Source organism: Vibrio sp. 10N.286.51.B11, from assembly GCF_041469245.1.
Lineage (GTDB): Bacteria > Pseudomonadota > Gammaproteobacteria > Enterobacterales > Vibrionaceae > Vibrio > Vibrio crassostreae_C.
This window is the reverse complement of record NZ_JBFRKI010000012.1, coordinates 274,758-288,146: the sequence shown is the minus strand read 5'-3', so window position 1 is coordinate 288,146 and position 13,389 is coordinate 274,758. Positions and strand designations below refer to the sequence as shown.

Genomic DNA, 13,389 nt, shown 5'->3' with positions numbered 1-13,389 from the left:
TGACAATACTCTGACGAAGCGCTCATACAATCAGCGCCCTTAGTCTTTGTCAGAGGTTTATATGTTACGAGTTTCGAGTCGAAGTTGGATGGTGTTGGTGCTTAGCATTGTGCTAAGTGGTTGTTCTCTCTTAGAAGTTAAGTTAGATAGTCAAACGACGCCTCTCACTCAACAAGAGTTAAATGCTCGGATCATGACGCGTGAATACGCCAAGATGTTCTTTACACGAGTAGAAGATTCGGCCGATCTCATCGCGCAATCTTACCCTGCTGATGACACCTTACATCAATCTTATGTGTTGCTTTGGAAGATCCATGCAGAGCAGGGCTTACAACAAGCGGCTTACCAAACTTCCCCTATGTCTGCGTTAATTGACTCGTGGGTTTTCACTGCCCAAATGAATCAGTTTTATAGCCAAGGCGACGGCGCGGATCTGTTCGCGACGGATGATGCAGTAGAGACCGCTCGTTTTCTTGATCAAGAAGCCGAGAAGCTGGCAAAGGGTGTATTGAGCTCGAGTGATTTCAAAAACAGCAAAGCGTTCGTTGCGCAGTTTTCTGCTAGCCACCCATTTAAAGACCTCACATTCAGAAGCACACCTGCTTACCGTGAATGGCTAAATTACCTTGGTAAAGACGAATCGCAAATCGTTCAGAGCTTAGGCACCATGCCAGAAGCAATGAGTGACGCATCTGATCGTTTAAGCCTTATGGCTGACCAGACACCAAAACTGATGTCGTGGAAGGCGGAGTTGGTTGCATTGAATAGCTCACTAACGGGTGAAGACCTATCGATGACGCTGGAAAGCCTTCGTCAAACATCAGCAAGCATGCAAGACTTCATTGAGAACAATCCGGAGTACATGCAAACACTGGCTTCTATTATGTCGACAGAAATGCAACCATTGCTCAACGACCTCAGTGATAAAACCGACCAAAAACTGGCGATGCTGAGTGATGAACGTGTGGCATTAGAAAAAATGGTGACACGTGAGAGAGAAGCTCTAGTAGAGATGATTGCGAAAGAGCGCATCGAGATTGCCGGCATTGTGACTTCAGAAAGAGAACTGTTCACGCAAGACCTTGATCGCGTCTCTCAAGAGGTGGTGGTACTGGCGATTGATAAGCTAATGGAGTTAATCAAAGGTGTGATTATCTACTTCATCCTGTTTATCTTAGTAGTGTTCTTTGCACCGTTAGGCATCGGTTACTGGTTGGGTAAACGAACCGCCAATAAATAGATAAATAAGTAAATCAGCAGATCAAAAAAGAGCGCTCTAGGGCGCTCTTTTTGCATTTATCCATTAACGTTTTGAGTTACGTTCGAAAGCGTTAGCTCCTGAACTTAAGCTTGTTGCTTGCTTAACTCGGTCGCTTCTTCAGCTTCAAACGCTGGTGCTGTTGGTTCACACTTATCAACGAACCAACCCATGTAAGATGTCACGATAGTCACGATGATACAGATGAAGCTTAACCACATGAAGGGTGCGTAAGACAGCGTCGCAACACCAAGAATACTCGCCATGTAGATACCGTTATCACTCCAGGGAACCATACCCGACGTTAGCGTGCCACCAAACTCAGCATTACGAGATAGGTTCTTACGCTTGTAGCCTAAACGGTCGTAGTTTTTCGCACAGATTTTTGGCGTAAGGATTAACGATACGTACATTGCAGAACCGAACACGTTACCCATGAAGGCCGTACCAATTGTGCTCGTCGCTAGTGAGCCTGCGCTGTTTACGCGGCGCTCAAACACCTTAGCGATTGTCTCTAGTACGCCCACTTTATCCAGTAAGCCACCGAAACCTAGACCAAATACGATAACCGCAACTGAACCTAGCATTGAAGACATGCCGCCACGGTTAAGAATCGAATCAATAAACTCTACGCCAGATGAGATTGAGAACGGTGCCCAAGCAGTGTTGAATGCCGTTAGGAAGTCGATATCTTGGATCATGACTGCCCAGATAATACCCAGCAGAGAACCAAAACTGATGACCGGGAATGAAGGCATACGGAAAGCCAACAGACCAAGCACGATAAGTACCGGAACGAATGAGTAAGGCGTGATGTAGAACTGAACTTCCATTGCTTTGATTACAGAGTCTACTTGGCTCATGTCAACGTTGCCCGCGTAGTGGAAACCAAACGCAGTAAACATGATGCCTGTAATCACGTAGCTGATTAACGCAACTGGAAGCATGCCCTTGATGTGTTCAACCACTTCAACACCAGACATTGAAGAAGCCAGAATCACTGAATCAGAAAGAGGAGACATCTTGTCACCGAAGTAACAGCCTGACAGCACGGCACCTGCAGTAATCGGTGCTGGAACACCTAGGCCTTGGCCGATACCCATCATCGCGATACCTGCTGTACCCGCAGCACCCCAAGAAGTACCGGTCGCCAATGCAGTTAGAGAACAGATGATCATGGTCGCTAAAAGGAAAATAGAAGGGTGGATAGCTTTCAGACCATAGTAAATGATAGTAGGTACGATCCCGCCTGAGATCCAAGTACCAACAAGAGCGCCAACGGCTAAAAGTATTAAAACCGCGCCTAAGCCATTGGATATTCCTTTGAGTGCTGCTTTTTCTAAGTCTTTGTATTGGTGTCCAAGACGAATACCAAGAACCATGATAATGAACCAGCCAATATACAAGGCAAGTTGAATTGGAAGGTCAAGCTTTGCAGTAAAGGAAAAAGCAAGGGATAGAAATAGTCCTAACGCGATGAATACCTGCAATAGGTTCGGTAGGCGAGTTTTACTCTGCTTCATAAAAGCCTCTTGTGATTTCGAGCATTTATAGTGCTTCGTTATAGTGTGTGGTGCAAAACGGACACTACAGTAATTAGTTTATTATATCGAAAAAATACGCCCAAGTTGTGATATTTGACTGTTAACTCAATCAATTGTGGTTTCATAATCTAAATTTTTGTTACATTCATGATTGTTACATGTTGAAATCTGTCGCACGTTGTTTTCGTTTTGTAAAATAAAACTCTGATTAACCTTGGTTTAAAAGAGGGATTTACTGTTTGTGATGAGCGTCGATTGAATCGACTTTGGCGATGTAAATGTTTGAATTTGACGATAATGGACGCTTAATCAATGAGGTGGAGATGGAATGTCGATACAGAGATAACTGCACGATTCATTACGTTCACTTAAAAGAAACGAAAAAGTTACACTTTTTGACAAAAAGCACTTGAGTTCTGTTTCTGAAAAACTTATAGATGGGGGAGAGCAATTTTTAATTTATACATGGAGAGTGAGCGATGAGAGTAGGTCTAGTTGGTTGGCGCGGTATGGTTGGTTCTGTACTGATGCAACGTATGGTTGAAGAGAAAGACTTCGACTTGATTGAGCCTGTTTATTACAGCACATCTCAGATTGGTATTCCTGCCCCTGTTTTAGGTGGTAAAGATGCGGGTCTACTTCAAGACGCTTTTGATATTGATAGCCTAAAACAGCTTGATGCTGTGATTACCTGTCAAGGCGGCGATTACACATCAAAAGTATACCCAGCACTGCGTCAAGCAGGTTGGAAAGGTTACTGGATTGATGCAGCATCTACTCTGCGTATGGATGCTGATTCAATCATCACTCTTGATCCTGTTAACTTGGCTCAAATCCAGCAAGGCATTCACAGCGGCACCAACACGTTCGTTGGCGGTAACTGTACTGTGAGCTTAATGCTTATGGCTCTAGGTGGTCTGTACGAGAAAGGCATGGTTGAGTGGATGAGTGCCATGACTTACCAAGCAGCTTCTGGTGCGGGTGCTAAGAACATGCGTGAGCTGATCTCACAAATGGGTGTGATCAACGACAGCGTAAGTTCTGAGTTAGCAAACCCTTCAAGCTCAATTCTTGATATCGATAAGAAAGTGGCTGATACGATTCGTTCATCTTCATTCCCAACAGACCAATTTGGTGCTCCGCTTGCAGGCTCACTGATTCCTTGGATCGATGTGAAGCGTGAAAACGGTCAGAGTAAAGAAGAGTGGAAAGCCGGTGTTGAAGCGAACAAGATTCTTGGTCTAGATGGTCAGCCAATCCCAATTGATGGTACTTGTGTACGAATCGGTGCAATGCGTTGTCACGCTCAAGCACTAACGATCAAGCTTAAGCAAGACGTGCCAATGGACGAGATCGAAGAGATCATCGCAACGCACAATGATTGGGTTAAAGTGATTCCTAATGACCGCGACATCACGGCACAGGAGCTAACACCAGCGAAAGTAACAGGCACAATGTCTGTACCTGTCGGTCGTCTGCGTAAGATGTCGATGGGTAACGACTTCCTAAACGCCTTCACGGTTGGTGACCAACTACTTTGGGGTGCTGCAGAACCACTACGTCGTACTCTACGCATTATCCTTGCTGAGAAATCGTAATAGGCAAGATTGCTTAAATTCTATTAGCTGATAAACCGAAAGGGTTGACGACAAACGTCAACCCTTTTTAGTTTATTGCTACCTCGTTATTCGGCCCTCGAAACTGCCCTTAAATCTCTTCGCATCTCGCTACTCGAATCTCGTGTCTGCTTTTATTTCTCGTCGGTGACGACACGCTTGTCTGGATCCGCTAATTCGCTAGCACAGTGCTTGCAATACATGGCGTCTGAATCATGACCCGCTCGGTTACAATTCGGGCACTTAACCAACTCTTTGTGCGAGTTCATCTCATTACTGAGTTCTGCAGTAATGATCCCGGTTGGCACTGCTAAGATAGAGTAACCCAATAGCATGGTCAGTGATGCTATGGCTTTACCAAGCGCGGTCTGCGGCACCATGTCACCATAACCTACCGTAGTGATAGTCACGATGGCCCAATAGATACTGTGAGGAATACTGGTGAAGCCATTGTCAGGACCTTCAATAACAAAGATCAAGGCGCCAAAGATAACCACCAAGATGCCGACGGTGCTAAAGAAGATCAGTATCTTTCGTCGTGCCATTAATAGTGAGCGCAACAGAATATTGGAATCTTGCAGGTAGCGAACCAGCTTTAGAATTCGGAAGATACGCATCACACGCAGCAGTCTCACCACACCCATAAATGAAGCGCCTGGGAAGATGATTGCTAGGTAGGTCGGAAGAATCGCCAATAGGTCAACGACACCATAAAAACTGGTGGCGTAAGATTTTGGCTTTGGGGAGCAATAGAGCCTTAACAAATACTCAAGAGTGAAGAGTGCAGTGAAGGTGTATTCGATATAACGCAGCTGTTGTGACCATTCGGTCATCACATTAGGGATGGATTCTAAGATCAGAACCAACAGCGAAGCCAAGATTGCAACGATCAGAGTTATATCAAATGCACGTCCGGCTGGCGTGTGAGTACCAAAGATAATGACGTACAAATGATGCTTGAGTGGCTTGCGTGACATAAGGAGAGGTTCGTCTTCTGTTAAATGCATTAACAGTCATTATACAAGCTTCATAATAACGAGGCGAGTGAAAGCCCAATTGCTTTACTCGCCTCATCTATATTTCAATATTGTTGCCCTTTATAGAGCAACCGAAATGTTGTTAAACGTTATGCCAAGCCTGGGAACAGATTACGTAGGCCATTGGCGATGAACTCGATGCCCAATGCGCCAAGAATCAGACCCATGATACGAGTGATCACGTTGATACCCGTTTGACCTAAAAAGCGAACGATAACCGGCGCTGAACGGAACAAAAGCCAAGAGCACGTTGCGAATGCGATGATGCTAATGCCGATGCCGACCGTATCAATAGCAGCAGGGTAGCGAGAACCATAAACAATGGTCGAGCTGATTGCACCTGGGCCTGCCATTAGCGGCATAGCAAGTGGAACAACGCCGATCTGCTCTTTGCTGATGTATTCAGACTTCTCTTGTTTGTTCTGCTTATCTTCACCGAGCTTACCGCTCATCATCGAAAATGCGATGCTCAGTAATAGTAAACCACCTGCAACACGGAATGAGTCCAGCGAGATACTAAACATATCAAGAAGCATTTGCCCTGCAACAAGTGACATAATCAAGATCACGGCAACAGCAATATTTGCTTGTAAGGCTGTCCTGTTCCTCTCTTCTGGCGGCATATGAGCAGTAAGAGAAACAAAAACAGGCATGATGCCGATTGGGTTTACGGCAGCAACAAGCCCAAGGAAGAATTGCATAAAAATTGCGAGTTCTAAGCCTTGCATGAGAGCGATCTCCAGTTAGCGTACTTAAGGTTGAAGGGTTGATCTGTGAATAGTTTAGGCGCGTAATGTAAGGGACAAACTCAATTTACGCGAATGAAAAAAACTAACTTGAAATGGGTGATTCTTTTTAGAAAAACTAATTGAATCTCACTTTTGTTTTAAGCCTGTTGCAAGCTAGTTGGTAGTGTTTCATTTTGTAATTTATTATTGAGTAACTGTTAACCGACGCACGAAATTAATAAAAATTATGTCAGAATCTAGCCCGTACAACGCTATGGATATACTCTCAGTAGCACGAATATAGCTGTATACATGTAATTTAACGGACTAAAAATGAAACTTTTTTACAGTTTATTACGCTATGTAGAAAAAAGTTGTCTGTTTGCTTGTTTTTTGCGCGAACGAAAAGTGTGAGTTTAATCTATATAAATCATGCTCTTAAGTTCATTTTTGCGATTGCCTTACTACTTTCTGGTTAATTCTTTTTGGGTAACTGATCTGGGTCAATTTTTTTCACACAGTGAAATAATATACTCAGCCCTGAAAGCAATTTACTAAGAACGCTGGTGTTTAAGGTTAACGGCAAGCAGCGAATTTAATAAAAAGTTTTTAATATTTATTATTTTAGGAGATCCACCATGCCTGTAACTAACTTAGCGGAACTTGATGCTCTAGTAGCTCGCGTTAAAGCAGCACAAGAAGAGTTTGCAACATTCTCTCAAGAGAAAGTAGACGCAATCTTCCGCGCAGCTTCTCTTGCTGCTAACCACGCTCGTATTCCACTTGCTCAACAAGCAGTTGCTGAATCTGGAATGGGTATTGTTGAAGATAAGGTTATCAAAAACCACTTTGCATCTGAATTTATCTACAACAAATACAAAGACGAAAAAACATGTGGCATCTTAGAAGAAGATGACAACCTAGGCACAATGACTATCGCTGAGCCTGTAGGTATCATCTGTGGTATCGTTCCAACAACGAACCCAACTTCTACAGCAATCTTCAAATCTCTAATTTCTCTTAAGACACGTAACGGCATCATCTTCTCGCCACACCCACGTGCAAAGAACTCAACTAACGACGCAGCGAAACTAGTTCTAGACGCAGCTGTTGCAGCTGGTGCTCCAAGAGACATCATCGGTTGGATCGACCAACCATCTGTAGAGCTTTCTAACGCGCTTATGAAGCACGACGGTATCGCACTTATCCTTGCTACTGGTGGTCCAGGCATGGTTAAAGCAGCATACTCTTCAGGTAAGCCTGCTATCGGTGTTGGTGCTGGTAACGTTCCTGTCGTTATCGATGAAACAGCTGACATCAAACGTGCTGTAGCATCTATCCTTATGTCTAAGACTTTCGATAACGGCGTAGTATGTGCTTCTGAGCAAGCTGCAATCGTAGTTAGCGAAGTATATGACGAAGTTAAAGAGCGTTTCGCTTCTCACAAAGCTCACGTTCTATCTAAAGCTGACGCCGATAAAGTACGTAAAGTTCTGCTTATCGACGGCAACCTAAACGCTAAAATCGTAGGTCAACCTGCTCCAGCAATCGCTGAAATGGCTGGTGTTAAAGTTCCTGCTGATACAAAAGTACTTGTAGGTGAAGGTCTTGGTAAAGTTTCTTACGATGACGAATTCGCTCACGAGAAACTATCTCCAACTCTAGGTCTATTCCGCGCAGATGACTTCGAAGACGCAGTTGCTCAAGCGGTAACTATGGTTGAAATCGGTGGTATCGGTCACACATCTGGTCTTTACACTAACCAAGATACTAACGCAGACCGCATCCGTTACTTCGGTGACAAGATGAAGACTGCTCGTATCCTAATCAACATCCCGACTACTCACGGTGGTATCGGTGACCTGTACAACTTCAACGTTGCACCTTCTCTAACTCTAGGTTGTGGTTCATGGGGTGGTAACTCTATCTCTGAGAACGTAGGTCCTAAGCACCTTATCAACAAGAAAACTGTAGCGAAGCGAGCTGAAAACATGTTGTGGCACAAACTACCTAAGTCTATCTACTTCCGTCGTGGTAGCCTTCCAATCGCAATGAGCGACCTAGAAGGTAAGAAACGCGCATTCCTAGTAACTGACCGTTTCCTATTCAACAACGGTTACGCAGATGACGTAGTTAGCTTGCTTAAAGCACAAGGCATCGAAGTTCAAACTTTCTTCGACGTAGAAGCGGATCCAACGCTATCTGTTGTTGAGAAAGGCGCTGAAGCAATGAAGAGCTTCCAACCTGACGTAATCCTTGCTCTAGGTGGCGGTTCTCCAATGGATGCTGCTAAGATCATGTGGGTTATGTACGAGCACCCAGAAACTCACTTCGAAGAACTAGCAATGCGCTTTATGGACATCCGTAAACGTATCTACAAGTTCCCTAAAATGGGTCAAAAAGCTGAGCTTGTATGTATCACTACAACTTCAGGTACAGGTTCAGAGGTTACTCCATTCGCTGTTGTTACTGACGACAAGACTGGTGCTAAATACCCACTAGCTGATTACGAAATCACGCCAAACATGGCTATCGTTGATGCGAACCTAGTAATGAACATGCCTAAGTCTCTAACAGCGTTCGGTGGTTACGATGCAGTAACTCACGCTCTTGAAGCTTACGTATCTGTTCTAGCGAACGAGTACTCAGACGGTCAAGCTCTTCAAGCTCTTAAGATGCTTAAAGAATACCTACCATCAAGCTACAAAAATGGTGCGGCTGACCCAATAGCTCGTGAGAAAGTACACAACGCAGCAACTATCGCTGGTGTAGCATTTGCGAACGCATTCCTAGGTGTGTGTCACTCAATGGCTCACAAAATTGGTGCTGAGTTCCACCTACCACACGGTCTTGCTAACGCACTACTTATCTCAAACGTTGTACGTTACAACGCGAACGATAACCCAACTAAGCAGACTGCATTCTCTCAGTACGACCGTCCACAAGCACGTCGTCGTTACGCTGAAGTTGCTGACCACCTAGGCCTAAGCCAAGCTGGTGACCGTACAGCTCAGAAGATTGAACGTCTACTGACTTGGTTAGAAGAGCTTAAAGTTGACCTAGATATCCCACTATCTATCCAAGCTGCGGGTGTTAACGAGTCTGACTTCATCGCTAAACTAGACGAGCTAGCTGTTGAAGCGTTCGATGACCAGTGTACAGGTGCTAACCCACGTTACCCTCTAATCACTGAGCTAAAAGAAGTTCTAACAACTTCTTACTTCGGCCAACCATACGTTGAAGGCGAAACTTTCGAAGGTACTACAGTTATCCTTAAGAAAGCAGACCAAAAGCCAGCTGAAGCGAAAGCGCCAAAAGCTAAAAAAGAAAAAGCTAACGCATAATAAGTAAGCATTAGTTTTGAGATAAGTTTTCGCTAGCACGATACTTATCTATCGGGAAAAGATGAAAGCCCCAGTCGAGAGACTGGGGCTTTTTTTATGTTTGGTTCGTTTGTAAAACGGATTGAGAGGCAATAGCTCTGCTACTTAATATGAGCTGAGCCAGTCATGTTCAATTGGAATAGGGAGTTAAACCTCTGCCGCGACAACTCGCCCACTGAAGTAGTCATTCGAGACAATGTATTCGGTTGTTCTGGTCAGCTCGTCTTGCAGCTGCGCCCAGTGACATCGGTTGAGCTTGCCATCGGAGTTATGAACGGCGGGAACAACGCCACCCACTCGAATGCCAAAGGGAGTCAGCTCTTTCGCCCAACTATGGGTAAAGCCAGTGATCATTGAGTTTGCGCTCTCTAAGCCAGACACATCGTGAAAGTCATCATGAGATATCACATTAACAATCACGCCTTCCTTATCTTCCTCTCGCAATCTCTCAGCACTGATTTGCCCAAATGCGAACAGGGTCGATGCCATCGATGAGAGATCATTAATAAAGCTGCTCACAGGCTGATCGCCAATTAGGCTAGGCATTGGGGAGCTTATCCAGTTATTGACCAGCACATCGGGTGTCGTGTTGAAGGTGGTTTGAATAAAATCATATACGCTGAGAATCGCTTGGCTGTCATTGCCTTTGAGCGTGTAGTGGTAAACAGAGTCAGAAAACCGGGCACACTGTAGATACGTCGCTTTAAGTGCTTCCGTGTCTTTATCACAAAGGATGACGGTGGCTCCAAGGTTAACAAAGTGGTTCGCAATCGCCCCCCCCAGTCGCGAGCCGGCAGATGTCACCAATATGATTGAGCTTTTTATTTCCATCCCAGTACCTAAACAAATCGTCCATGTCGGATAAGGATGGGTTAAAATTTATACAACGGGTGTGAATTGGTTCAAACTAAGGTGTGCCAATTAATAAGTTTTTATGAACTTAGTGGCACGTCACATTTTGTAGTAACTTCAAGCGGTAACCGACATCAGGTGTTTTTAGGTTGCCTAAGGCTAGTGGTTCATATCATTCGTGTGAATACTTTGAAGTGTGCGAGTTAGTCGAAGAAGAGCTATGGATAGACAGCGAAAAAGGGAAAGGTAGGCGACCGCTATACTTGAGCTTGAATTTGATACTGACGTTGCGCGGTGGTTAGCTCATTGTAGAGCGTGGCATGTGGCAAATCAGGTAAATGCTTGTTTGCGAGTTTGCGTCGGTCATGACCAGAAAGGTTTTGGTAAACCTCTTCGGGTAAGTCGGCTGTATCTTCAGGCATGAAGGCAAGCGCTTCAGGTTTCAAGTAATGGCTGAGCTTGGCGCTGGCAAGGCTAGCTTGATGAAAATGATTAGATTGCTGAGCTGAAATCTCATATGAAGACTGGTTTGAACGCAGTTGTTGAGGTTCTGCTATGCCAAATTGTTTGCGCAGGCGATCTTCATTTGTCTCTGTGATTTCAATGGTGTCAATTGGCGTGCAATCACGGACATCATTAGAAAACATAGATAACAGCAACGCGAAATCTGCACGGCGACCTTGCTCAACCGCTTGGCTGATCCCGATGCCGAACTTCAGTTCGTTGATGATTCCTGCTTTGTCTAAAGTATGTATTTGCATGTCGCCTCTCATTGGATACACCTTTAACGGCATGGAGTCGGCAAACTTTAGTGTTTAATTACAGGCAAATAGAGAATTTATGTAGGGTTGGGAAGAAGGCTATCAATAGTTCGAGAAGTAAGCGCTATTGGCGGGTTTATTACGAAATGTTTAGATTTTGTGGAACACGACAGATACAAAAAAGCTCACGCCGAGGCATGAGCTTTCAATAGATAACTCGCTATAAATAGCGCAGCGTAAGCAATAATTACTTAGCTAGGTTCTCTTCTACGAAAGACCAGTTTACTAGGTTCCAGAATGCAGCCATGTAGTCAGGGCGAACATTGCGGAAATCGATGTAGTAAGCGTGTTCCCATAGGTCAACAGTTAGAAGTGGAGTAACACCTTCTTCTGTTAGAGGAGTAGCAGCGTTAGAAGTGTTAACGATGTCTAGAGAACCGTCAGCTTTCTTAACTAACCAAGTCCAAGAAGAACCGAAGTTGTTGATTGCTGAATCAGTGAATTTCGCTTTGAATTCTTCGAAAGAACCGAATGCAGCGTTGATAGCTTCTGCAACAGCGCCAGTTGGTTCGCCGCCCGCTTTAGGAGCAAGACAGTGCCAGTAGAACGTGTGGTTCCAGATTTGAGCAGCGTTATTGAAAACACCACCAGTAGAAGTCTTAACGATCTCTTCTAGTGTTTTGCCTTCAAACTCAGTACCTGGGATAAGGCCGTTTAGCTTAACAACGTAAGTGTTGTGGTGCTTACCGTGGTGGAAATCTAGCGTTTCTGCTGAGATGTGTGGTTCTAGCGCGTCTTTCGCGTAAGGAAGAGCCGGTAGTTCAAATGCCATTGCTCAATTCTCCATTGATATGAAAGAGTTAACTCTTTCGATTGCTTCCAGTGATATTATTATTCATGGCTCGCTATACTGCCAACCATGGTCAATTTGCTGACTTGCGATATAGTTTAGCAAGTTTTTACTTTATTAAAAGCTTATTTCATTACTTTTGTGTGAATTGTTAGCTTAGCTTGTTAACCGCTTTTTTTATATGGTTTTTATTCTTTTAGTTTGGGGTAGAATAAAGGCAATAAAAGCCGTAATCCATTAACGAGGAAGCAATGGAAACTATCGATAAAATCAAACAGCAAATTGAAGAAAACACTATTCTACTGTACATGAAAGGTTCTCCTAAGCTACCTAGCTGTGGTTTCTCTTCTCAAGCGTCTCAAGCTCTAATGGCATGTGGCGAAAAATTTGCTTACGTAGATATCCTACAAAACCCTGATATCCGTGCAGAGCTTCCTGCTTACGCACAGTGGCCAACTTTCCCACAACTTTGGGTTGAAGGTGAGCTAATCGGTGGTTGTGACATCATTCTTGAGATGTTCCAAAAAGGCGAACTTCAGCCAATCATCAAAGAAGCAGCGGCTAAAGTTGCTGGCGATGACGCTGAATAAGTTCTAGCCTTTGCGCTGAATAGTTAAAATGAGGGGCCTTAATCAGGCTCCTTTTTTGTTTGAATTGATCGAATCATTGACTCGATAAGGAATGAACAATGAACGTAAAACTTCATTATGTGCATGATCCAATGTGCAGCTGGTGTTGGGGTTACAAGCCAACACTTGAGTTATTGAAACAACAATTGCCTGCGAGCATTGAGTTTAACTATGTAGTGGGTGGTTTGGCCCCGGATTCTGATGAGCCAATGTCAGAAGAGATGAAAGGCAAGCTGCAAGCGATTTGGAAGCAGATCGAAGCTAAGTTGGGTACTGAGTTTAACCATGATTTTTGGACAGAGTGCCAACCTGTTCGCAGTACTTACCCTGCGTGCCGTGCCGTGATTGCTGCAGGTTTTCAAGACCACTACGAAGCGATGCTTGAAGCGATTCAACATGCTTACTACCTTCGTGCGATGTTGCCACATAGCCAAGACACACATTTGCAGTTGGCTGAAGAGCTAGGTATGAATGTTCAACAGTTTGAAAATGACCTTTCTAGCAAGTTATTGGAAAGTGAGTTAGATGACCAGCTAGGCTTTAAAGAAGCGATGGGTGTATTTTCTTACCCGACCTTAATGCTTGAAGTGAACGGCATCTTTAGTGAAGTTGAATTGGATTATCATTCAACGGAAGCGACGCTTAAGTCTATTCGCGAAATTTTAGTGAGTAATGCTCCCGCTGCGTAATTCAGCGAGAGTCATCTGTATTCGCAATGATTTCTAAGGCTT

General features: G+C 44.3%; 11 protein-coding genes. 5 read left to right on the top strand and 6 right to left on the bottom strand.

The genetic code is table 11. The annotated features are described in order from the left end of the window. The first annotated feature begins 61 nt into the window (after positions 1 to 61). Positions 62 to 1,240: a hypothetical protein gene (locus AB4154_RS08200; RefSeq protein WP_017065980.1), complete on the top strand. Its 1,179-nt coding sequence runs from the start codon at positions 62 to 64 to the stop codon at positions 1,238 to 1,240. A gap of 104 nt (positions 1,241 to 1,344) precedes the next feature. Here AB4154_RS08200 and nhaC read toward each other — a convergent pair whose 3' ends face one another. Then, positions 1,345 to 2,781 (bottom strand): Na+/H+ antiporter NhaC, encoded by a 1,437-nt coding sequence (gene nhaC, locus AB4154_RS08195; RefSeq protein ID WP_017063453.1) that lies wholly within the window; start codon positions 2,779 to 2,781, stop codon positions 1,345 to 1,347. A 500-nt stretch (positions 2,782 to 3,281) separates the two neighbouring features. On the opposite strand from nhaC, the gene asd reads away from it, so the two are divergent. After that, positions 3,282 to 4,400 carry an aspartate-semialdehyde dehydrogenase gene (gene asd / locus AB4154_RS08190; protein WP_017061186.1) on the top strand — a complete coding sequence of 373 codons (1,119 nt, stop codon included), beginning with the start codon at positions 3,282 to 3,284 and terminating at the stop codon, positions 4,398 to 4,400. A 152-nt stretch (positions 4,401 to 4,552) separates the two neighbouring features. Here asd and AB4154_RS08185 read toward each other — a convergent pair whose 3' ends face one another. Both AB4154_RS08185 and AB4154_RS08180 read right to left on the bottom strand, forming a co-directional pair. Beyond that, a complete protein-coding gene (locus AB4154_RS08185; protein WP_029235134.1) occupies positions 4,553 to 5,395 on the bottom strand; it encodes an ion transporter in 843 nt (280 codons plus the stop codon). 149 nt (positions 5,396 to 5,544) lie between these two features. After that, positions 5,545 to 6,183: a YchE family NAAT transporter gene (locus AB4154_RS08180; protein ID WP_017061184.1), complete on the bottom strand. Its 639-nt coding sequence runs from the start codon at positions 6,181 to 6,183 to the stop codon at positions 5,545 to 5,547. A 638-nt stretch (positions 6,184 to 6,821) separates the two neighbouring features. On the opposite strand from AB4154_RS08180, the gene adhE reads away from it, so the two are divergent. Further along, complete coding sequence (adhE, locus tag AB4154_RS08175) at positions 6,822 to 9,527, top strand: bifunctional acetaldehyde-CoA/alcohol dehydrogenase (protein WP_017061183.1); 2,706 nt, start codon at positions 6,822 to 6,824, stop codon at positions 9,525 to 9,527. Positions 9,528 to 9,713: 186 nt separating this feature from the next. On the opposite strand, the gene AB4154_RS08170 is transcribed toward adhE, so the two are convergent. From AB4154_RS08170 to sodB, 3 genes are all read right to left on the bottom strand, one after another. Further along, positions 9,714 to 10,397: an SDR family oxidoreductase gene (locus tag AB4154_RS08170; RefSeq protein WP_017061182.1), complete on the bottom strand. Its 684-nt coding sequence runs from the start codon at positions 10,395 to 10,397 to the stop codon at positions 9,714 to 9,716. Positions 10,398 to 10,675: 278 nt separating this feature from the next. Next, entirely contained in the window at positions 10,676 to 11,179 is a 504-nt protein-coding gene (locus tag AB4154_RS08165; RefSeq protein WP_372122675.1) for a VC2046/SO_2500 family protein, read from the bottom strand. A gap of 247 nt (positions 11,180 to 11,426) precedes the next feature. Then, on the bottom strand, positions 11,427 to 12,011 hold the full coding sequence (gene sodB, locus AB4154_RS08160) for a superoxide dismutase [Fe] (protein WP_004734050.1): 585 nt from the start codon (positions 12,009 to 12,011) through the stop codon (positions 11,427 to 11,429). A 269-nt stretch (positions 12,012 to 12,280) separates the two neighbouring features. Between sodB and AB4154_RS08155 the strand changes: the two genes are divergently transcribed. Together AB4154_RS08155 and AB4154_RS08150 are read left to right on the top strand one after the other, a co-directional pair. Beyond that, positions 12,281 to 12,619 (top strand): Grx4 family monothiol glutaredoxin, encoded by a 339-nt coding sequence (locus tag AB4154_RS08155; protein WP_004741702.1) that lies wholly within the window; start codon positions 12,281 to 12,283, stop codon positions 12,617 to 12,619. A 98-nt stretch (positions 12,620 to 12,717) separates the two neighbouring features. Next, a complete protein-coding gene (locus AB4154_RS08150; RefSeq protein ID WP_017061180.1) occupies positions 12,718 to 13,347 on the top strand; it encodes a DsbA family protein in 630 nt (209 codons plus the stop codon). Positions 13,348 to 13,389 lie beyond the last annotated feature (42 nt).